16 protein-coding genes and 6 pseudogenes are annotated in these 21,941 nt (G+C 63.2%); 12 read left to right on the forward strand and 10 right to left on the reverse strand.

Annotated features, from left to right (window positions below):
• Positions 1-158 precede the first annotated feature (158 nt).
• Positions 159-2,258, forward strand: a complete 2,100-nt coding sequence (locus XANALMUS060_RS08600; RefSeq protein ID WP_045738044.1) for a TonB-dependent siderophore receptor — start codon at positions 159-161, stop codon at positions 2,256-2,258.
• Between the two features lie 97 nt (positions 2,259-2,355).
• Here the strand turns inward: XANALMUS060_RS08600 and XANALMUS060_RS08605 are convergent, their stop codons facing one another.
• The 3 genes from XANALMUS060_RS08605 to XANALMUS060_RS08615 are packed head-to-tail and all read right to left on the reverse strand — an operon-like array spanning position 2,356 to position 3,437.
• Complete coding sequence (locus XANALMUS060_RS08605; RefSeq protein WP_045738102.1) at positions 2,356-2,574, reverse strand: hypothetical protein; 219 nt, start codon at positions 2,572-2,574, stop codon at positions 2,356-2,358.
• Positions 2,555-3,004, reverse strand: a complete 450-nt coding sequence (locus tag XANALMUS060_RS08610) for a type II 3-dehydroquinate dehydratase (RefSeq protein WP_045738045.1) — start codon at positions 3,002-3,004, stop codon at positions 2,555-2,557. Before XANALMUS060_RS08610 ends, XANALMUS060_RS08605 begins: the two co-directional genes overlap by 20 nt.
• 10 nt (positions 3,005-3,014) lie before the next feature.
• Positions 3,015-3,437: a hypothetical protein gene (locus tag XANALMUS060_RS08615; RefSeq protein ID WP_045729232.1), complete on the reverse strand. Its 423-nt coding sequence runs from the start codon at positions 3,435-3,437 to the stop codon at positions 3,015-3,017.
• Positions 3,438-3,634: 197 nt separating this feature from the next.
• Between XANALMUS060_RS08615 and XANALMUS060_RS08620 the strand changes: the two are divergent.
• Positions 3,635-4,084 (forward strand): annotated as a pseudogene (locus XANALMUS060_RS08620) (APC family permease); the annotation flags it as partial.
• Between the two features lie 100 nt (positions 4,085-4,184).
• Here XANALMUS060_RS08620 and XANALMUS060_RS08625 read toward each other — a convergent pair.
• The 3 genes from XANALMUS060_RS08625 to XANALMUS060_RS08635 are packed head-to-tail and all read right to left on the reverse strand — an operon-like array spanning position 4,185 to position 5,266.
• The gene (locus XANALMUS060_RS08625; RefSeq protein ID WP_045738102.1) at positions 4,185-4,403 is read right to left on the reverse strand and encodes a hypothetical protein; all 219 of its coding nucleotides are present in this window, start codon (positions 4,401-4,403) and stop codon (positions 4,185-4,187) included.
• Positions 4,384-4,833 carry a type II 3-dehydroquinate dehydratase gene (locus tag XANALMUS060_RS08630; protein WP_045738045.1) on the reverse strand — a complete coding sequence of 150 codons (450 nt, stop codon included), beginning with the start codon at positions 4,831-4,833 and terminating at the stop codon, positions 4,384-4,386. The genes XANALMUS060_RS08625 and XANALMUS060_RS08630 overlap by 20 nt, the downstream gene beginning before the upstream one ends.
• A gap of 10 nt (positions 4,834-4,843) precedes the next feature.
• Positions 4,844-5,266, reverse strand: coding sequence for a hypothetical protein (locus XANALMUS060_RS08635; RefSeq protein ID WP_045729232.1), 423 nt, complete (start codon positions 5,264-5,266; stop codon positions 4,844-4,846).
• Between the two features lie 197 nt (positions 5,267-5,463).
• On the opposite strand from XANALMUS060_RS08635, the pseudogene XANALMUS060_RS08640 reads away from it, so the two are divergent.
• From XANALMUS060_RS08640 to XANALMUS060_RS08685, 10 genes and pseudogenes are all read left to right on the forward strand, one after another.
• Positions 5,464-7,058: pseudogene (locus XANALMUS060_RS08640) on the forward strand (APC family permease).
• 88 nt (positions 7,059-7,146) lie between these two features.
• Positions 7,147-7,365: a hypothetical protein gene (locus XANALMUS060_RS08645; RefSeq protein WP_045738047.1), complete on the forward strand. Its 219-nt coding sequence runs from the start codon at positions 7,147-7,149 to the stop codon at positions 7,363-7,365.
• Between the two features lie 267 nt (positions 7,366-7,632).
• Positions 7,633-8,358 (forward strand): annotated as a pseudogene (locus XANALMUS060_RS08650) (glycoside hydrolase family 5 protein); the annotation flags it as partial.
• A 22-nt stretch (positions 8,359-8,380) separates the two neighbouring features.
• Positions 8,381-9,016, forward strand: a pseudogene (locus XANALMUS060_RS08655) (cellulase family glycosylhydrolase); the annotation flags it as partial.
• 122 nt (positions 9,017-9,138) lie between these two features.
• Positions 9,139-9,300, forward strand: a pseudogene (locus XANALMUS060_RS21935) (endoglucanase); the annotation flags it as partial.
• 181 nt (positions 9,301-9,481) lie between these two features.
• A pseudogene (locus XANALMUS060_RS08660) lies at positions 9,482-10,265 on the forward strand (cellulose binding domain-containing protein); the annotation flags it as partial.
• Between the two features lie 327 nt (positions 10,266-10,592).
• Positions 10,593-13,451 (forward strand): pitrilysin family protein, encoded by a 2,859-nt coding sequence (locus XANALMUS060_RS08670; protein ID WP_045738104.1) that lies wholly within the window; start codon positions 10,593-10,595, stop codon positions 13,449-13,451.
• Between the two features lie 182 nt (positions 13,452-13,633).
• Complete coding sequence (locus XANALMUS060_RS08675; protein ID WP_045738049.1) at positions 13,634-14,569, forward strand: GAF domain-containing protein; 936 nt, start codon at positions 13,634-13,636, stop codon at positions 14,567-14,569.
• A gap of 187 nt (positions 14,570-14,756) precedes the next feature.
• Positions 14,757-16,448 (forward strand): alpha,alpha-trehalase TreA, encoded by a 1,692-nt coding sequence (gene treA / locus XANALMUS060_RS08680; protein WP_045738050.1) that lies wholly within the window; start codon positions 14,757-14,759, stop codon positions 16,446-16,448.
• Between the two features lie 316 nt (positions 16,449-16,764).
• Entirely contained in the window at positions 16,765-17,580 is an 816-nt protein-coding gene (locus XANALMUS060_RS08685; protein WP_045738051.1) for a transporter substrate-binding domain-containing protein, read from the forward strand.
• Between the two features lie 143 nt (positions 17,581-17,723).
• Here XANALMUS060_RS08685 and XANALMUS060_RS08690 read toward each other — a convergent pair whose 3' ends face one another.
• The 4 genes from XANALMUS060_RS08690 to XANALMUS060_RS08705 all read right to left on the reverse strand — a co-directional run bounded on the left by XANALMUS060_RS08690 (position 17,724) and on the right by XANALMUS060_RS08705 (position 21,727).
• Positions 17,724-18,644, reverse strand: coding sequence for a CorA family divalent cation transporter (locus XANALMUS060_RS08690; protein WP_045738052.1), 921 nt, complete (start codon positions 18,642-18,644; stop codon positions 17,724-17,726).
• 81 nt (positions 18,645-18,725) lie between these two features.
• Positions 18,726-20,102 (reverse strand): D-serine/D-alanine/glycine transporter, encoded by a 1,377-nt coding sequence (cycA, locus tag XANALMUS060_RS08695; protein WP_045738053.1) that lies wholly within the window; start codon positions 20,100-20,102, stop codon positions 18,726-18,728.
• Positions 20,103-20,235: 133 nt separating this feature from the next.
• Positions 20,236-20,589, reverse strand: coding sequence for a hypothetical protein (locus XANALMUS060_RS08700; protein ID WP_045738054.1), 354 nt, complete (start codon positions 20,587-20,589; stop codon positions 20,236-20,238).
• A 262-nt stretch (positions 20,590-20,851) separates the two neighbouring features.
• The gene (locus tag XANALMUS060_RS08705) at positions 20,852-21,727 is read right to left on the reverse strand and encodes a DMT family transporter (protein WP_045726646.1); all 876 of its coding nucleotides are present in this window, start codon (positions 21,725-21,727) and stop codon (positions 20,852-20,854) included.
• Between the last annotated feature and the right edge of the window lie 214 nt (positions 21,728-21,941).

Consider the following 21,941-nt stretch of genomic DNA (forward strand, 5'->3'; position numbering starts at 1 on the left):
AAATCGACATCACCCCGGTCAGGCGCCTGGCCGGGGCAATGTCGGTATGAGCGACCGCGCATCGCGTGTCGGTCATGCCCACATGGCGTCAGGGCATTCCCAATCGCCTCATCGCGAAATATAATCATTCTCGATTAGGACTTCCCCCACCGCTCTCGATGACCCTGCATCCCCTTTCGTTCGCCTGCCTGCTGAGCATGGCGATCTGTACATCTGCCCACGCAACCGATGTGGCCGATGCCAGTGACGCCCCCCGCGCGACCGCCCTGCCGGCCATCAAGGTCCACGCCGACACCCAGAACGATTTCCGCAGCACGGCCCCGGTGCAGACCGACAAGTCGGATGTGCCGCTGGCGCAGACCCCGCTCTCGATCACCGTGGTGCCGCGCGCCCTGCTGGACAGCCAGCAATCGCTGACTCTGGCCGACGCCCTGCACAACGTCTCCGGCGTGGTCGCGAACACCTATGGCCGGCGCGGCTGGGACGACCTGATCATCCGCGGCCAGACCGCATCGGACACCGTGTTCGTGGACGGCCTGCGCACCGCCGGCAGCAATCGCGTCGCCGAGCAACTGTTCGGCATGCAGCAAGTGGAGGTTCTCAAAGGTCCAGCATCGCTCCTCTACGGACAGGTGCTGCCGGGCGGATTGGTCGACCTGATCAGTAAGCGTCCCGGTGCCGAACCGCTGCGCCGGGTCGATCTGGGCCTCGGCAGCGATGGCCTGCGCCAGGGCAGCCTGGACCTCAACCAGCCGCTGTCCACCGATCGCAAGGCCGCGCTAAGACTCACTGCCCTGGCGATGAACAGCGACGACCCGACCGACCATGTGTACTTTCGCAGCCGCTGGATCGCACCGGCGCTGGCGCTGGACCTGGGCGAACGCACCAATTTGGTCTTGCTGACCAGCTATCAGGAGCGCGACTACATCCGCCAGCAGGGGCTCCCCTGGGAAGGCAGCGTCGCCCCTAATCGCAACGGCAGGATCGACCGCAGCCTGTTCACCGGCGAACCAGGGCAGACGCCCTACCACAGCCACCAGAGCCGGTTGGGTTACGTGCTCGACCATCGTTTCGACAACGGTTGGACCCTGCACCATGCCGCGCGCTGGCAGACATTCGGCCTGGATGGCCTGCTGATCGCCAGCAACGGCCTGGCGCCCGACCTGCGCACCCTGCGCCGCACCGGCATGCGGCAAGCATTCGACGGACGCACCTGGGTGCAGGACACCTATCTCCAGGGCGATTTCGTCACCGGCACGTGGCAACACACGCTGACCGCCGGCGCCGACGCGTTCAAAACCTGGGAGTGGAACGTACAATCCAATTGCCAGGTCGGCACGTTGAACGTATTCGCCCCGGTCTACGGCAGCCCGATCATGTGCCCAACCACCCCCAGCCGTCATACGCTCAACGTTGTCGCCTCCGGCGGCGCGTATCTGCGCGATCGCATCCAGTTCGCCCCCGACTGGCAGTTACTGCTGGGCCTGCGCCACGATCTCAGCCACAACCGCAGCGAAGACCGCGGCGCCGGCACCCAGACGCGCAACGACGCCAACGCGACCACCGGCTCGGCCGCGCTGATGTTCGATGCCGGCGGTGGAGTGCACCCCTACGCCAGCGTCGCCACCTCCTTCTATCCCAACGTCGGCACCGACGTGCGGGGCGCCGTGTTCGGTCCAGAGCATGGCCGTCAGGTGGAACTGGGTGCGAAGATGGAAGTGGGCGCCAACACCAGCCTGAGCATGGCGCTCTACGAGCTGCGCCGACGCAACGTACTACAGAACGATCCGCTCCACGACGGCTACAGCATCGCGGTGGGCGAACAACGCAGCCGCGGCGTGGAACTCAATGCCGCCGCCGACCTGGGCAGCGGACTCAGCCTGTTCGGCGGCTACGCCTATACCGATGCGGTGGTCAGCGACGACGGCGGACAGCGCATCAGCAGCGTCGGACAGCCACTGAACAACGTGCCCAGGCACAGCGGCTCGCTGTGGCTGCAGTACGCCGCACACGGGGCGGCCGACGGCTGGAGCATCAGCGGCGGCGCCCGCGCCGAGGGTGAGAAGAGCGCTTATGGCCACCGCATTCCCGGCTACATGGTGTTCGACGCCGGCCTGGCTTATCGCCAACGTCACTGGCACTACGCGCTGAACCTGAAAAACGCGTTCGACCACGATTACTTTACCGGCGGCCTGCAACGCGCTGTCGCCCTGGGCGATCCACGCACCTTGTTGTTCTCTGTCGGCGTGGATTACTGAACATACGCATGCACAGACAATGACCGCTACGCAAGCGCACTACTACATCGGCACATCACGGCCATCGCCGGGCTGACCGACAATACGCCAGCAGCCGTTACAAACGGCTGACGCTACGGATACGGATATCGCCACTGTCCACACCATGTCGCCGCGCAGCCTGATCGCGCATGCGCTGCAGCAACAGGTCCGGATCCAGTGGCGCGTCGTCGCACCAGCTGTGCGCCAACGTACCCCAGGCAACGCGTTGGCCGTAACTATAGGCGTCATAGTCGGCCAGATAGTGACGCGTGCACTCAAGTGCCGACGTGGACATCGCCTTCATCACCATGGCAGCCAAGATGTTCGAGCGCGATCGACAGCGCCAGCGCATAGCCCTGCGCGCGATAGCCACCGACCTGCCCCAGACGTTGCGGCGATGCCGTGCGCAAACACGGTTCGCGACAATCGCACGCATCGTCGTGGACCTCCACGTATGGCCGCTGCAACTGCGCCACAGCGGCAGCGGTCGCGGCGCTATCCGAGCACGCACCCGGATCCAGCAACAACACCTCCACCCCGCTCCAATCGACCTGGATCAGCGCCTGCAGCAGTTCCCCCTCGCTGGCGCAACTGCGCACCGCCAGACTCTTGCCGGCGCGGCCAGCATGGTCCAATAACTGGGTCATCACCGGCGCAGCGATACGGCCCGGGCGACCACGATGACCGGCTACGCTTTGCGGACCGCGAAGCAACACAATGGCCATGGGCGCACCCTCAAACTGCCACTGCCGCACGCGCGCCGAGACGACGCGTCGCCACACCCAGCGCAATCGCATAGCTATCGGCCAACGCGCCATTGGCGATCACCGTTAGCAACGGCGCATGGCGCGGCTGCAATAACGGCTCCAGCGCTTGCGCACTGGCGTCGTGCACTTCGATGTAAGGATGACCCAGCGCATCGAGTGCCGCGCGTAATTGCGGGGCGTGATCGGCCAAATCTGCGGCGGGCAATTCGCCGGAATCCAGCAGCACCAGTTCGGTCTCGTCGTGCGCCCCCTGCTGCAACCGGGCCACGATCTGCGCTGCATCGGCACAGGCCACTGGCACGACATGCGCAGCGTGCGAGGCGGCCAGACGCTGAGCCGCGGCGATGGCCGGCGCATCGCGGTGCGGGCCCTGTATCAGCAGAATCGACATGACATACATCCAACGGAAACGACGTGCCGCACTTTAGGCCCGTGCGGCGTAAGCACGCTATGATCAACGGGGCACATGGACATAAATCTTGCGTAAGACCATCGGCTTGGAAAGCCGGGCTCCCAGCACAGTCCATGGTGCGACCTTGTCATGTATCTGCGATCATCTCGGGTCTGCCGCCGCATCCGGACCCTGCCATGACCCAACCCGCTCTGCGCCGCGATGTCGGCCCATTCGCTCTGATGCTGACCGGTCTGGGCTCGATCATCGGCTCCGGCTGGCTGTTCGGCGCCTGGCGCGCCGCCGGGCTGGCCGGCCCTGGCGCGATCTGGGCCTGGGTGCTGGGCTCCCTGATCATCACCACGATTGCCCTGACCTACGCCGAATTGGGGGCGATGTTCCCAGAATCCGGCGGCATGGTCCGCTACAGCCATTACTCGCATGGCTCGCTGGTCGGCTTCATCGCCGGCTGGGCGAACTGGATTGCGATCGTGTCGGTGATTCCGGTCGAGGCCGAGGCGTCGGTGCAATACATGGCGTCCTGGCCCTGGCAATGGGCGCAAGATCTGTACATGCAGCAACCCGGCGGCCACGGCGAGCTGTCGGTGCCGGGCCTGATCATCGCCGCAGCCCTGGTGCTGGTGTACTGAACATACGCATGCACAGACAATGACCGCTACGCAAGCGCACTACTACATCGGCACATCACGGCCATCGCCGGGCTGACCGACAATACGCCAGCAGCCGTTACAAACGGCTGACGCTACGGATACGGATATCGCCACTGTCCACACCATGTCGCCGCGCAGCCTGATCGCGCATGCGCTGCAGCAACAGGTCCGGATCCAGTGGCGCGTCGTCGCACCAGCTGTGCGCCAACGTACCCCAGGCAACGCGTTGGCCGTAACTATAGGCGTCATAGTCGGCCAGATAGTGACGCGTGCACTCAAGTGCCGACGTGGACATCGCCTTCATCACCATGGCAGCCAAGATGTTCGAGCGCGATCGACAGCGCCAGCGCATAGCCCTGCGCGCGATAGCCACCGACCTGCCCCAGACGTTGCGGCGATGCCGTGCGCAAACACGGTTCGCGACAATCGCACGCATCGTCGTGGACCTCCACGTATGGCCGCTGCAACTGCGCCACAGCGGCAGCGGTCGCGGCGCTATCCGAGCACGCACCCGGATCCAGCAACAACACCTCCACCCCGCTCCAATCGACCTGGATCAGCGCCTGCAGCAGTTCCCCCTCGCTGGCGCAACTGCGCACCGCCAGACTCTTGCCGGCGCGGCCAGCATGGTCCAATAACTGGGTCATCACCGGCGCAGCGATACGGCCCGGGCGACCACGATGACCGGCTACGCTTTGCGGACCGCGAAGCAACACAATGGCCATGGGCGCACCCTCAAACTGCCACTGCCGCACGCGCGCCGAGACGACGCGTCGCCACACCCAGCGCAATCGCATAGCTATCGGCCAACGCGCCATTGGCGATCACCGTTAGCAACGGCGCATGGCGCGGCTGCAATAACGGCTCCAGCGCTTGCGCACTGGCGTCGTGCACTTCGATGTAAGGATGACCCAGCGCATCGAGTGCCGCGCGTAATTGCGGGGCGTGATCGGCCAAATCTGCGGCGGGCAATTCGCCGGAATCCAGCAGCACCAGTTCGGTCTCGTCGTGCGCCCCCTGCTGCAACCGGGCCACGATCTGCGCTGCATCGGCACAGGCCACTGGCACGACATGCGCAGCGTGCGAGGCGGCCAGACGCTGAGCCGCGGCGATGGCCGGCGCATCGCGGTGCGGGCCCTGTATCAGCAGAATCGACATGACATACATCCAACGGAAACGACGTGCCGCACTTTAGGCCCGTGCGGCGTAAGCACGCTATGATCAACGGGGCACATGGACATAAATCTTGCGTAAGACCATCGGCTTGGAAAGCCGGGCTCCCAGCACAGTCCATGGTGCGACCTTGTCATGTATCTGCGATCATCTCGGGTCTGCCGCCGCATCCGGACCCTGCCATGACCCAACCCGCTCTGCGCCGCGATGTCGGCCCATTCGCTCTGATGCTGACCGGTCTGGGCTCGATCATCGGCTCCGGCTGGCTGTTCGGCGCCTGGCGCGCCGCCGGGCTGGCCGGCCCTGGCGCGATCTGGGCCTGGGTGCTGGGCTCCCTGATCATCACCACGATTGCCCTGACCTACGCCGAATTGGGGGCGATGTTCCCAGAATCCGGCGGCATGGTCCGCTACAGCCATTACTCGCATGGCTCGCTGGTCGGCTTCATCGCCGGCTGGGCGAACTGGATTGCGATCGTGTCGGTGATTCCGGTCGAGGCCGAGGCGTCGGTGCAATACATGGCGTCCTGGCCCTGGCAATGGGCGCAAGATCTGTACATGCAGCAACCCGGCGGCCACGGCGAGCTGTCGGTGCCGGGCCTGATCATCGCCGCAGCCCTGGTGCTGGTGTATATTTCCTGCTCAACTTCTGGAGCGTGAAACTGTTCGCCCGCTCCAACAGCCTCATCACTGTGTTCAAGCTGGTGGTGCCGGCGCTGAGCGGCATCGCGCTGATCGCCAGCGGCTTCCACAGCGAAAACCTGCACGTGGGACTGCACGGCGGTGCCTACAGCACCGACTTCGCCGCGGTGCTGACGGCGGTGGCCACCGCCGGCATCGTATTCAGTTTCAATGGTTTCCAGAGTCCGGTGAATCTGGCCGGGGAGGCGCGCAATCCCGGGCGCAGCATTCCATTCGCGGTGCTCGGCTCGATCGCGCTGGCAACCGTGGTCTACCTGCTGCTGCAGGTGGCCTACCTCGGCGCGGTGCCACCCGACCTACTGGCCAAGGCCGGCTGGCACGGCATCGATTTCCGCTCGCCGTTCGCGCAGTTGGCGATCATCGTCAACCTGCACTGGCTGGCCATGCTGCTGTATGTCGACGCCTTCATCAGCCCAAGCGGCACCGGCATCACCTACACCGCCACCACAGCGCGGATGATCTATGGCATGGAGCGCAATGGCACCATGCCCAAGATATTCGGCCAGTTACACCCACACTGGGGCGTACCGCGCCCGGCGATGTTCTTCAACCTGGCGGTGTCCTACCTGTTCCTGTTCTTCTTCCGCGGCTGGGGCACCCTGGCGGCGGTGATTTCAGTGGCAACCATTATTTCCTACCTCACCGGTCCGATCAGCGTGATGGCGTTACGGCGGCACGCACCGGAAATACACCGACCGCTGCGCCTGATCGGCCTGCCGGTGCTGGCAGCAGCGGCCTTCGTGCTGGCCACCGAACTGCTGTACTGGGCGCGCTGGCCGCTGACCGGCAACATTATCCTGCTGATGCTGGTGGCGCTGCCGGTGTACGCCTATTACCAGGATCGTCAGGGCTGGAAGGATTTCCACCGGCACCTGCGCGGCGCCAGTTGGCTGATCCTCTACATGCCGACCATCGCACTACTGTCGTGGGCCGGCAGCACCACCTTCGGCGGACAGGGCTACCTGCCTTACGGACCGGACCTGATCGTGGTCGGTGTGGTCGCACTGGTGTTTTATTTCTGGGGCGTGCGCTCCGGCTGGCGCACCCCCTCGCTAGAACAGGCCAGCGGGAGCTGAGCCGAGGTCTCCAGCATACGGCCTTCGCCAGTCTCGAAGGCCCGCCCCCTAACCGCGACGCCAACGCGCGGGACTGCGCAGCATCCACTTGTTCGGCTCGACAGCGGCGCTGAAGCCGACGCCGCAATCGCTGGTCGCTGGTAGTGGCAAGCGTCGGCAATCCGACCTGCTCCAGCAACGACGGCAACTTCCTTCCCGAGGCAGCAACATCGAGCCGCTGACTTGGGTTTGGATCAAGCTGGGCGTACTGACCAAGCCTTTAGCTACTGCACGTGCATGGCTGGTCGCGAGCAAAAAATCGAACTGACGCATTTCCAGTGCATGGCGATGCAATTAAACGCACCACCCAAATAGCGACACAGCTCGCATTTTCCAAATCGCTTGCAAATCCAAACCGCATAAACACGTATCGCCGTCACGTTGTGATGGGCAATCCGTGGACAAATAAAACCGATGTGCGGAAATTCACGACTTCCTTCTCAAACAATCTTGATGATGGCAGTCAGGCAGTCCATTACCCACTAAAACTTTAGGCTGGCCTCTTTTGGGCCAACCACTCTTGGAGAGAAACACAATGACTCGGTCAATCAAGCCCCGCATCACCCGCTGCCTGTTGGCAGCAGCTTTAATGGTGGCCAGCAGTTCAGCTTGGAGCTACGCCGTCAAGAACGGGCAGGTCGTGGACGACAGCGGCAACGCTGTGCAGCTACGCGGCGTGAACTGGTTCGGTTTCGAGACCCCGGAACATATCACGCATGGTCTGTGGACACGCAACTGGAAGGACATGATCACGCAGATGCAAGGCCTGGGCTTCAATGCCGTGCGCCTGCCATTCTGCCCGCAGACTCTGCATGGTGCGTCGCCCGGCAGCATCGACTACAGCCAAAACTCAGACCTGCAAGGAATGAGCTCGCTGCAGGTGATGGACACGATCATCAACGAACTCAGCCGCCGCGGCATGTACGTGCTGCTCGATCACCACAGGCCCGATTGCAATGCGATCTCCGAACTGTGGTACACCGACTCCTACAGCGAAGCGCAGTGGAAGGATGATCTGGCATTCGTCGCCAAGCGCTACGCCAACGTGCCGGGCGTGATCGGCCTTGACCTGAAGAACGAGCCGCACGGCGCAGCGACCTGGGGCACGGGCAACGCTGCCACCGACTGGAACTCGGCCGCAGAACGCGCCTCCGCAGTCGTGCTGAGCGCCGCACCGAAGTGGCTGATCTTTGTCGAAGGTGTCTCCTCGAATCCGAGCTGCTCCAGCAACGACGCCCACTTCTGGGGCGAAAACCTGGAGGCCCAGGAGTGAGTGGAAGGATGATCTGGCATTCGTCGCCAAGCGCTACGCCAACGTGCCGGGCGTGATCGGCCTTGACCTGAAGAACGAGCCGCACGGCGCAGCGACCTGGGGCACGGGCAACGCTGCCACCGACTGGAACTCGGCCGCAGAACGCGCCTCCGCAGTCGTGCTGAGCGCCGCACCGAAGTGGCTGATCTTTGTCGAAGGTGTCTCCTCGAATCCGAGCTGCTCCAGCAACGACGCCCACTTCTGGGGCGAAAACCTGGAGGCCCAGGAGTGCGCCCCACTCAAGATCCCCGCAGATCACCTGGTGCTGAGTTCGCACGTGTACGGCCCGGACGTGTACGGGCAGCCGTACTTCAGCGATTCCACCTTCCCCAATAACATGCCGAAAATCTGGGAACAACATTTCGGTCGCTTCTCGGCCAACTATGCGGTGATACCGGGCGAGTTCGGTGGCAAATACGGCCAGGGCGACCCGAAGGACGTGACCTGGCAGAACGCGCTGGTCGATTACCTGGTCGGCAAGCAGCTCCGCAGCGCGTTCTACTGGTCGTGGAATCCGAACAGCGGCGACACCGGCGGCATCCTCAACGACGACTGGCGTTCGGTGCGCACCGACAAGGTCAACTTGTTGCATAAGCTGTGGGGCACCGACGGTTCCGGCGGCGGCTCCAAGGGCGGTGGCTCCACGGGTGGCGGTGGCTCCACGGGTGGTGGCGGCTCCACGGGTGGCGGTGGCTCCACGGGTGGTGGCGGCTCCACGAGGACGTGACCTGGCAGAACGCGCTGGTCGATTACCTGGTCGGCAAGCAGCTCCGCAGCGCGTTCTACTGGTCGTGGAATCCGAACAGCGGCGACACCGGCGGCATCCTCAACGACGACTGGCGTTCGGTGCGCACCGACAAGGTCAACTTGTTGCATAAGCTGTGGGGCACCGACGGTTCCGGCGGCGGCTCCAAGGGCGGTGGCTCCACGGGTGGCGGTGGCTCCACGGGTGGTGGCGGCTCCANGGGCAGCCGTACTTCAGCGATTCCACCTTCCCCAATAACATGCCGAAAATCTGGGAACAACATTTCGGTCGCTTCTCGGCCAACTATGCGGTGATACCGGGCGAGTGTACTTCAGCGATTCCACCTTCCCCAATAACATGCCGAAAATCTGGGAACAACATTTCGGTCGCTTCTCGGCCAACTATGCGGTGATACCGGGCGAGTTCGGTCGGTGGCAAATACGGCCAGGGCGACTCGAAGGACGTGACCTGGCAGAACGCGCTGGTCGATTACCTGGTCGGCAAGAACATGCGCAGCGCCTTCTACTGGTGTTGGAATGCGGACAGCGGCGATACCGGCGGCATCCTCAACAGCGACTGGACTACGGTGCGTACCGATAAGGTTAACTTGTTGCATAAGCTGTGGGGCACCGACGGTTCCGGTGGTGGCACCAGCGGCGGTGGCACCAGCGGTGGTAGCACCAGCGGTGGTAGCACCAGCGGTGGTGGCACCAGCGGCGGTGGCACCAGCGGTGGTAGCACCAGCGGTGGTAGCACCAGCGGCGGTGGCACCAGCGGTGGTAGCACCAGCGGCGGTGGCACCAGCGGCGGTGGCACCAGCGGTGGTAGCACCAGCGGCGGCGGCACCAGCAGCGGCAGCCCTAGCTTCAGTACTAAGGTCATCGTCGACAGCGATTGGCAAGCTGGCTATTGCGAGCGTGTGCAAGTTACCAACACCGGCGGCACCGCCGGCAACTGGTCATTGACTCAGACGATCAGCGGCAAGGTCAACAACCTGTGGAATGCCACTTGGACGCAGTCCGGTAGCACGCTCAGCACCAGTGGTCTGGATTCGAACAAGACGCTGGCGCCCGGTGCCATGACCGAGTTCGGCTTCTGTGCCAATCGCTGAGTCATGCGGTAATACCGTCACCGTGTGGATTAAACGGTGACTTGCCAACGGCAGCGTCGCAAGACGCTGCCGTTGACGTTTTTGTTCATCGCAACGCATGGGCACCCGTTACAGCCACCGATCATCAGGGGCGTCGCGGTGCAGCCATGCAGGTCCGCATCCAGCGCAATGCGCGCACGCTGACACCAGCCGCAACCGATATCACGCATCACTAGCAATCGTTGGCCAAAGCTTGCAGTGAGACGCCTGTGCCGTGCGATCCGGCGATATTACTCAATCGCCTCCCTGGCCTCTATGATGAGGCACTTCCATCATCGGACTATGCGCATGCTCCGACCACGATCGTTATTGATCTGCAGCATTCTCGCCCTCAGCAGTGGCGGCTTGCCCGCTGCGGCCATGGCCGTCGCCCCAGCACCGACCTTGCCGGACATCGCCTACACTCGCTTCACTCTGCCCAACGGCCTGACCGTGGTGGTACACGAGGATCACAAGGCACCGATCGTGGCGGTGAGCATCTGGTATCACATCGGCTCCGGCGACGAGCCAACCGGCAAGACCGGCTTTGCGCACTTGTTCGAACACTTGATGTTCTCCGGTTCGGAGCACCACAAGGGCACCTATCTCCAACCGTTCGAGAAAGTCGGCGCCACCGACATGAATGGCACCACTTGGTTCGACCGCACCAACTACTTCGAAACCGTACCGACCACCGCGCTGGATACGGCACTGTGGATGGAATCGGACCGCATGGGTCACCTGCTCGGCGCGATCGGGCAAAAGGAACTGGATACCCAGCGCGGCGTGGTCGAGAACGAAAAACGCCAGAACGAAAATCAACCCTACGGCCGTGTGGAAGAAAACATACAGGCGCACATCTTCCCGGCCAATCATCCCTACCAGCACACCACCATCGGCTCAATGGCCGACATCGATGCGGCCTCGCTGGACGACGTCAAACGCTGGTTCCACGACAACTACGGCGCCGCCAATACGACCTTGGTGCTGGCCGGCGACATCACCGTGGCGCAGGCACGCGCCAAAGCCGAGCGCTATTTCGGCGATATCCCGGCGGGCCGGCCGGTGCCGCACCAGCAACCATGGATCACACCATTAACCAAGCAAACCCGCGGCGTGCAGCACGACCACGTCGCGCAACCGCGCATCTACCGCACCTGGGTGGCACCGCAACTGGGCACCGATGACGCAGTACAACTGGATCTAGCCACAACCGTGCTTGGCGGCAACAAGACCAGCCGTCTGTATCAGCGTCTGGTCTATCGCGACAAGCTGGTCGACGACGTCTCTGCCAGCGTGCAGACGTTCGCGCTGGCCAGTCAGCTGCAGATCACCGCCGACGTGAAGGACGGCGTGGACCCGGCCAAGGTCGAAGCCGCCATCAGCGACGAACTGCAGACGTTCATCGCCGAAGGCCCGAGCGCCGACGAACTGCAACGCGCTCAGATTAGCTACCGCGGCGGCTTCGTGCGTGCACTGGAAAAAGTCGGCGGCCTCGGCGGCAAGGCCGCGATCCTGGCCGAGGGCCAGGTCTACCGCAACGATCCAGGCGCCTACCTGCAGGATCTAAAGCGCACACAATCCGCCACTATCGATAGCGTGCGCAAGGCCGCTGCCACCTGGTTCGGCAAAGGCGACTATGTGCTGACCGTCCTACCAGCGCCAGAGGGTTTCGATGAAGCCGCCGAGGACAAAGCGGTCACGCCATTACCCACCGCACCGGGCAAGCCCGCGACCAGGCTCCCGCCCAAAGCCAGCTACAGCGTCGGCAAGAATCAGGTTGACCGCACCGCCGGCGTACCGAACATCACCCAGTTCCCTACCCTGCGTTTCCCGCAGTTGCAGCGCGGCAAACTCAAAAACGGTATCGAGGTGATGCTGGCAGAGCGCCACACCATTCCGGTCACTCAGATCGAACTGCTGTTCGACGCCGGCTATGCAACCGACCAAGGCCACAAGCTCGGCACCGCCAACTTCACTGCGGCGCTGATGAACGAGAGCACACGTACCCTGGATTCGGTGGAAGTGGCACAACGCCGCCAGCGCCTGGGTGCGATGACCGGCATGTCTTGCGGACTGGACAGCTGCGACGCCTCACTCAATGCGCTCAACGACCAATTGGCACCGTCGCTGGAACTATTCGCCGACATCGTGCGTCACCCAGCATTCAAGGCAGAGGATATCGCACGCATCCGCAACCAATGGTTGGCCTCCATCGCGCAGGAAAAAACCCAACCAGAGGGGCTGGCGCTGCGTATCCTGCCACCGCTGCTGTACGGTCCACAGCATCCCTACGGCGTGCCGCTCACCGGCACCGGGACAGAAGCGGCGATCAAGGACTTGAATGCCGCCGACTTGCGCGCCTTCCAGAACAACTGGCTGCGTCCGGACAATCTGCGCATCCTGGTCGCCGGCGATACGACGCTGGCGCAGATCATTCCGCAGTTGGACACGGTCTTCGGCGACTGGCAGCCACCGAAGAGCAAGCGCCCAACCAAGTCACTGCCGCAGGTCGCCGCACAACCCAAGCCACGGGTGTTCCTGATCAAGCACGAGAACGCGCCGCAATCGTTGATCATGGCCGGCCTGCTGGCCCCCTCGACCAAGGCGCCGAACAATCCGGCCATCAGCGTGGCCAACGATGCGTTCGGTGGAAGCTTCACCTCGCGCTTGAACATGAACCTGCGCGAAGACAAGCGTTGGGCCTATGGTGCCAACAGCTTCATGCTCGATGCACAGGGCCAGCGTCCATTCCTGCTCTTCGCACCAGTACAGACCGATAAGACCGCCGAGTCCGCCGCCGAGATCCTGAAGGAATCCAAGGCGGTGATCGGCGACAAGCCCTTGACCAGCGAAGAAATCGCCAAGATCAAGAACCAACGCATCCGCGCCCTGCCAGGTCGCTTCGAGACCACCAGCGCGGTGCTCGGCGCGATGGAGAGCATCGTTCAGTACGGGCGTGCGGATGATTACGTGCAGACCTTGAAGAAGCGCCTGGAAGCGGTCGATCAACCCGCTGCGGAAGCGGCGATCAAGGAAATCGTCGCACCACAGGCGATGACCTGGGTCATCGTCGGCGACCTCAAACAGATCCAAGCTCCAGTGCGCGCACTGAAACTAGGCGATGTGCAGGTATTGGACAGCGACGGCCAACCGATCAAGCATTGATCCACGACCACGTGCGCCGCGCCTGCGCGCAAATCGCAGCGCGGACACAGCGCCCGTGGAGATGGCGACAACCACGAGGTAATACATGGTGCGGGCGCAACATCACGACTGCGGTACGTCTATGACGTGCCGCAGTGGTGTGGGTTATGGTATGTGGTGTTACGCGATCTTTACCAAAATCGATGAACACCCTTGCCATGACCGACGAAGCAATGCGCCAGCAAGTGCTAGACCGTTATCGCATCGTCGGCAGCCCGCCCGAGGAGGCCTACCAGGACATCGTGCAGATCGCCGCGTCGCTATGCGATGCGCCCATTGCCCTCATCTCGCTGCTGGATCGCAGCCGGCAGTGGTTCAAGGCACGGGTGGGCATGGAGGCACAGCAACTCGCACGCAGCCAGGCGGTGTGCGATCACGCCATCCGTCACCCCGGACAATTGCTGGAAATCCCCAACCTCGCCGAGGATGCGCGCTTCGCCGACATGCCTCTGGTGAGCGGCGACATCGGTGCACGCTTCTATGCTGGCATGCCGCTGGTCACCGGCGAGGGCATCACGCTAGGCACTGTGTGTGTATTGGATATCGCACCGCGCCGACTCAACGACACCCAGCGCGAGGGTCTGCACGCACTGGGACGCATGACCATGCGCCTGCTGGACGAGCGGCTGCACGCACTACAACGTGAGCGCGAAGCGATCCTGCAATCGCACCAGCCAACCGATGTCCAGCACACCGACGCCGATGGTCGTTATTGGGTGGTGATCCTGGAAGTGCAGGAGCTGGCAGCCCTGGTCGATCAGCAAAGCGAACGTCTGCTGGGTAGTGCCCTGCAACAGCTCGACCGCACCCTCACCAGCTACGTGCAAGACGGTGGGACCGATAGCGTGGATCGCGCGACCGAGAATGCAGAGTTCATCGTCATGCTGCACGGTGCAGATGCCGAGCGGAAATTGCACGGCTTACGCCAGATCGCAGCACGACAGCGTGCACTGGGGCTGACCGTGCTGGTGGGCGATGCCGAAGCCACCTGTGCAGACGAACCAATCGGCCAAGTCTTTATCCGCGCCGAAGCCGCGCTCAGTGGCGAAAAGGACCGCTATCAGCAAGACACGACCTAGGCATTGGGTCCCCATCCGCAGATGCGGCGACGGCATTGGACTGCCGCAGGTATGAGGCCATTGGCCGCAAACGGCACATTTCTTGCATGCGATTCTATCATGGGCCAGTGATCGGCCTGCATTCGTTCGTGCTAACATTTTGCTTCGGTCGTTTACCATGCCTCACGCATCCTGCTCTGAACCCGACATGAGCCATGCCGCTCCTGCTTCTTGCACACCGCTGCTGAGCTTGTCGCTCGGCCTGCTACTCGGCAACTGCGACGCTACTGCCGAAAAGGCCGTGCCGGTGCTCACACAGACCATGCAGGAACCGCCGCAAACGCCGGATCTGGCCTATCCGGAACTTTTCCAGGACGTGCAGGAACAGGCCCTGTTCGACGACCAGAAACACTTCGCCGATGCGACACCACGGCGTGATCCCGCGCTCATCAATCACGACTATTTGGCGCAGCGCCAAAAACCCGACTTCGATCTGCACCACTTCATCTCCGCCAACTTCGAGGAGTCCGACCCGGTGCCGCCCGAGGCGATCCACGAAGACAGCGACCTGCGCACGCACATTGACACACTGTGGCCAATGCTGGTGCGGCAGCAAACGCAAGTGCCGGCCCACAGCAGTCTGCTGGCATTGCCGCACCCATACGTCGTGCCCGGCGGACGCTTCCGCGAGATCTACTACTGGGACTCCTACTTCACCATGCTCGGCCTGGTGCACAGCGGCCAGAGCGAACGTAGCCGGCAGATGCTCGACAACTTCGCCTATCTGATCGACACCTACGGACACATTCCCAACGGCAACCGCACTTACTACCTGAGCCGTTCGCAGCCGCCCTTCTTCTCGCACATGGTGCAATTGCAGGCACAGGTGGAAGGCGATGCGGCTTATGCGCGCTATCTGCCGCAGTTGCAGAAGGAATACGCGTACTGGATGGACGGCGCGCAGACACTGACTCCGGGCAGCGCACAGGCGCACGTGGTGCGGCTGGCCGACGGTAGCCTGCTCAACCGCTACTGGGATGCGCGTGACACCCCGCGTCCAGAAGCCTGGCTACACGATGTCCGCACCGCCGCCGCCGCCAAGCACCGTGTCGCCGCGGAAGTCTACCGCGATCTGCGCGCCGGCGCCGAAAGCGGCTGGGACTATTCGAGCCGCTGGCTGGGCGACCGCAAGACACTCGCCAGCATCCGTACCACCGCCATCGTCCCGATCGATCTCAACAGCCTGCTGTATCACTTGGAACGCACGCTGGCCCTGGCCTGCGCGAAGAACCCGGGCGCTGCCGGCTGCGACACCGACTACGCAGCCCTGGCCCGCGCACGCAAGACCGCGATCGACAAGCATCTGTGGAGCAGCGCTGGCTACTACGCCGACTACGACTGGCAAAAGCGCCAGTTGCGCGAGCAGGTCACCGCAGCGGCACTGTACCCATTGTTTGTGGGTCTCGCCTCACACGACCGCGCCAAGCGCAGCGCCGACACCTTGCAGGCGCAATTGCTGCGCCCAGGTGGCCTGGCCACCACCCGCTTGCATACCGGCCAACAATGGGACGAACCCAACGGCTGGGCGCCGCTGCAATGGATCGCAGTGGACGGCCTGCGCCGCTACGGCCAGGACGCCATCGCCCAACGCATCGGCAGCCGCTTTCTGGCACGCGTGCAGGCACTATTCGCGCAGCGGCACACACTGGTGGAAAAATACGCGGTAGATGGCCAGACCAACGGCGGCGGCGGCGGCGAATACCCGCTACAGGATGGCTTCGGCTGGACCAACGGCGTGACCTTGTTGCTGCTGGATCTGTACGCGCCGAAGAGTGCTACATCGCCACAGACGCAGCACCGATCGATGTCCGAAGCGATGCTGGAACCGGCCATGCTCTGAGCACACACGCATACTGCGGCACCACACCTACATCGCGGCGCTGCTCATGCTCGATCAGCAACTGACGGATCAAGCGTCTTATCTCCCCACCCAGCTCAGGCGCTTTCTCGAACGCAATCGACGAGGCCTTACAAGCATCGTCATTGGTATCACTGCCGAGTTGGCTGCGCTGAACATGCAATGTTGCTTTAGAAAGCACGTCCGCAGGCTGCATCGCTATCGCGCAGAAACCCGCTAAGGTAGTCCGCGTCGGCGGCACAACCGCCAGCGAATCGTCGGCGCGCACAGACATCCGCATGCCATCGAGGAGAATCCTATGACACGAGGCCTCGCCGCCGGCCTGCTCGGCACCGTCCTCGCGCTGCCCCTATACGCCAGCCCGTCGCATCTGGATAACATCATGCACCGTGGCACGTTACGCGTATGCACCACGGGCGACTATGCGCCATACAGCGTGCTGCGCGCGGACGGCGGCTACGAAGGCATCGACATCACCCTGGCACAATCGTTGGCGGCCAGCCTGGAAGTACGGGTGCAATGGGTACGCACACGCTGGCCGACGTTGCTGCCGGACCTGCTCGCGGACCGCTGCGACATCGCGGTCGGCGGCATCTCGGTGTCGTTATCGCGGCAGCGCCAGGCATGGTTCAGCGCCGCACTCGAGGTCGACGGGAAGATCCCGCTTTTGCGTTGCAGCGACCGCGAACGCTACCGTACCGTCGCCGAAATCGATCAACCCAAGGTCCGCGTGATCGAACCGCGCGGCGGTACCAACGAAGCCTTCGCGCGCCGTGCATTGCCACACGCGCAACTGACCCTGTCCGACGACAACCCCGCGATCTTCCGCGAACTGCGCGAAGGCCGAGCCGACGTGATGATCACCGATGCCTCGGAAGCCCGCTTCCAACAACGACGCACGCCCGGGCTATGCGCGGTGAACCCGCAGCAGCCACTGCAGTATGGCGAGAAAGCGTTCCTACTGCCGCGCGACGACGTCGCCTGGAAAGCCTACGTCGATCAGTGGTTGCACCTGAGCAAGGCCAGCGGTACCTACGCACGGATCGTGGCCGATTGGCTGGGGGAAACCGACACCTCGCCGGCCAAGCCAGCAACGCTCACGCCGCGAGAGTGAGTAAGAATGCCGAGATAATCAATCGGCATGCAACACCCGATCATGCCGCATTCGCGCTGACCTACATGCTGGTCGTGCCCCGTCGCCGTCGAGCCGACCAGCGCCATCGCGTGCGACAAGTCACCCCGCTCGCCGCGCCGTGCTCAGATCCAACCGCGGCGACGGAACCATGCCAGCGGCAACAACATGCTCAAGACAATCACGCCCAGGGACCAGTAGTACGCGTTGTGCCATTTCAATTCGGGCATGTGCGCGAAATTCATACCCCAAATACCCACCAGCACCGTCGGCGGAATGCCCACTACCGACGCCACCGCCATCACCTTCATCACGTTGTTCTGGTCCACGTTGATCATGCCCAGCACGCTGTCGAGCAGGAATTCGATGCGGTCGTTCAATTGCTGCTCGAATTCGCTGAGCGTCACCAGATCCTTGCGCAGCAGGCCGATACGTTTGGCCGCGTCCGCGCCGAACCACTCCGGCGCGGCATCGTCCAGGTACGTGGTCAGGCGCAGCAATCCATGACCGGCGTTGTGCATTCCGCCGAGCCGTCGGCCCATGTCGCCGACATCGCGCAGCATCCGCTCCAGATGGCGCGCCTTGTGACGCGCATGCGGTTTGTCGAATGCTAAACGCGTGGTCTCGGTGATCTGCACCTCCAGCGCTTCCAGCCGGTCGGCCAAGCGTCCGACGAGTTGATCGAGCAGGCGCAGCAGCAGGTCGTCGCTGCTGCGGCACGGGCTGCGCTGCAACTGCGCGGCCACTGCATCCAGCGAGCCCATCGGCTGCTCGCGTTGAGTCACCAGTACCCGTGGCGACACGGCAAAGCCGAGCGGCGCAGTCGGACCGTCGTCGTCCTGGAAGCGCGGCACATTGAGGAACACCACATCGCGTTCAATCCGCACGCGGCTACTGAATTCGATCTCGCTGATCGCCGCACGCGTAGGCACGGCAAAGCCGACCTTGCGATCGACTTCAGCCAACTCCTCGGTACTGGGCTGACACAGATCCACCCAGCACAGTGGTGCGTCGGTCGTTCCGCCAATGCGGTGGATCGTCATCATCGGGCGCGGCTCGCAGACGGCAAGAACGCGAGCATCCGCTGCCGGGCGCGCAGCGTCAACGGCAGCCGCACACGCATGGCCTCAAGCAGCCTCGTTGCGACACTTGAGCGCATACCCCACGCCGAGGATCAGGAACCACACCGGACTGGCCAGTAATGCCTGACGGGTGTCGGCCTGCAGAGTCAACAACGCCAGGACGCAGGCGAAGAACGCCAGGCAGACGCAACACATCACCACGCCACCGGGCATCTTGAAGGCGGACGCCGCATGCACCTGCGGGCGCTTGCGCCGGTAAGCAATGTACGCACACAGGATCAGCGACCAGACAAACATAAATAACACCGCCGCCAACGTCGTGACCAAGGTGAAGGCGGTGACCAGATTCGGGATCAGATACATCAACAGCGTGCCGCCGAGCAGGCATGCGCACGAAAACAGCAACCCACGCGCCGGCACCGCCGCGTGCGAAAGCCGAGCAAAACCACGCGGCGCGTGCCGCTCTTCGGCCAGGCCATAGAGCATGCGGCTGGTGGAGAAGATGCCACTATTGGCTGAAGAGGTAGCGGAGGTCAGCACCACGAAGTTGATCAGACTGGCGGCAGCGGGCACACCGGCGAGCACGAACAATTCCACGAACGGGCTCTTGCCCGGCACCACCTGCCGCCACGGCGTCACCGCCATGATCGCCACCAATGCCAACACATAAAACACCAGGATCCGCACCGGAATCGAATTGATCGCCTTGGGCAGGTTGCGGCGTGGGTCGGCGGTCTCGGCGGCGGTGGTGCCGACCAGTTCGATGCCGACAAAAGCGAACACCGCGATCTGGAAACCGGCGAAGAAGCCATCCAGCCCCTTCGGGAACAGACCACCATCGTTCCACAGGTTCGCCAACGAGGCCACGTGCCCGGACGGCGTGTGGAAACCCCAGGCGACCAAGCCAGCGCCGGTGAGGATGAGCGCGCAGATGGCGACGAGCTTGATCAACGCGAACCAGAATTCCATTTCGCCGAACAGCTTCACCGTCACTAGATTCAAGCTCAACAGCAACAACACGCACACCATCGCCGGAATCCACGGTACCAGCGTCGGGAACCAGAACTGCGCGTAGGCGGCGATCGCGATCACGTCGGCGATGGCGGTGATGATCCAGCAGAACCAGTAGGTCCAGCCGCAGAAGAACCCGGCCCACGGACCAAGCAGATCGGTGGAGAAATCGATGAACGACTTGTATTCCAGGTTCGACAGCAGCAGCTCGCCCATCGCGCGCATCACGAAGAACAGCATCACCCCGATGATCAGGTACACGAACAGGATCGACGGCCCGGCCAGGCTGATGGTCTTGCCCGAGCCCATGAACAGGCCGGTGCCGATCGCGCCGCCGATCGCGATCAACTGCAAGTGACGGTTGGACAGGCTGCGCTGCAGGTGGTCGGGCTGAGCGGATGGATCGGTCATGGGCACAGGCCATCGCGAGGGAATGGCCTACAAACATAAAAGATGGCGGCAGCGCGCGCCAGCGACACAGGCGAACAATGGACCCCAGACATCCCCAACGACGTCGCCACCGGGAATGCCGAAGCAATCCGAATCAGGCCGGCGCACCACCCTGCCCGATCACCACGAAAGTGAAATCGCGGTCGGATTGATTGCCACCCCCATCGCCGGTCTTGAGCAGCAACTGCGTCGCCTCCACAAGGATGATGACCGCGTTATCGCACGTATTGCCGTCTGCGCCGTAGATCTGTGTGACCGAGGCGCCTTGCAGTACCTGGAACGGCGGTTGAAAATTCACTCGGTAATGCCCGGTGCTGACATGCGTCACCGAGAATCCGGACCCGTGACGCACCACGGCGTCCGCGCCAACCACACCCGCCACCACACGCACATTGGTCATGGCCCCATGTGTCGCATCGAGCAATTGCTCCATCGCATTGTTGCTCATCACACGCTCCTGTTCGATAGAAGGAAATCCATCCGATGGTCGTGACGGTCGGCAGACACGAGGACCGTGCCGCAGCGCCGATGCGGCCGGCCCGATGCCGTGCCTCGCATGTGCCGCTGCCGCACTTCATCCTTGAACGCACAGCATCGACGTGCTGCGCATGCGGACATATCGGCGATTTCCTGATCCAGGCCGGCCTGGCCGCGGACATGCCCGTGTGCAGGCCCCGCATTGGCGCGCTCGAAGCGGTGAGACGATTCGCTTACACGATCTTGGTCCGCCGCCACCATTGGGTGACTTTTTCCTCACGCACGAGCGTGAACAACCCGGCACCCAGGATCAACGCGATCCCCACCGCCATCGGCCAATCCAGGTGATCGTGAAACACCCAGTAGCCGAAGCCGATGGCCCATAGCATCTGGCTGTACTGGGTCGGCGCGACCGCGCTGACCGGCGCGGCGTGCGAAGCACGCATCATGAAGATCGCCGCCAGTCCGGCCAACGAACCGTAGCCGATCAACAACCCCCATTGCGTCAGCGTCGGCCAGACGAAGTGCGGCAACATTAACAACGCGCCCATCAGCAACGGCCCAAACACGCTGGCACCGTAGAGAGTCAACCGCTTCTCGCCCGGCCCGGCCATACGCAGGCTGATGACCGATACCGCGCCCACCAATCCGCAGACGATGGCCGCGACATGCCCCTCGCTCAGGTGCCGGAACCCTGGGCGCAACACGATCAGCACACCGATGAAACCCACGATCACCGCCAGCCAGCGCCGCCAGTGCACCTCCTCCTTGAGTAGCAACACCGACAATACAGTGACGAAGATCGGCATCAGGAAGATCAACGCGAACGCCTCGGCCATCGGCAACAAGGTGAACGCGGTGACCGCCGAGAGATTCCCAGCCGCACCGGTGAAGGCGCGCAACAACCAGATACTCGGCCGCTGCGCCACCACCACTTCGCGCCAGCGGTCGCTCGGCTTCTTCAGGAACGGCAGCGCCGTGAGCATCAGCAGCGCACCGAAAAACACCACTTCATAGGCCGGCAGCGTACCGTCCAGACCTTTCACGAACGCATCGCTGATCGAATAGGCCGCGTAACAAGAGAAACCGAGCAGCACACCTTTGAGCATCAATGACCTTGGCCGCCGCGACACCGCGAGGCCCTGCAGATGGAGGAGCTGCAGTATCCCTCTTTTGCCGCGCGCCTGCCGCCGTGGCTGTGGATACGGCTGAGCTGGCGCTGACAATACCGATTCCGCCAGGGCCACGACGACTTGTCCACCCTCGCCTGACACCACAAGGCTAGCATTCCAGCTTCCACCCTTCGCTTCCCATGCCCCATAC

Origin of the sequence: Xanthomonas sp. MUS 060, assembly GCF_000963215.1 — a bacterium.
Lineage (GTDB): Bacteria > Pseudomonadota > Gammaproteobacteria > Xanthomonadales > Xanthomonadaceae > Xanthomonas_A.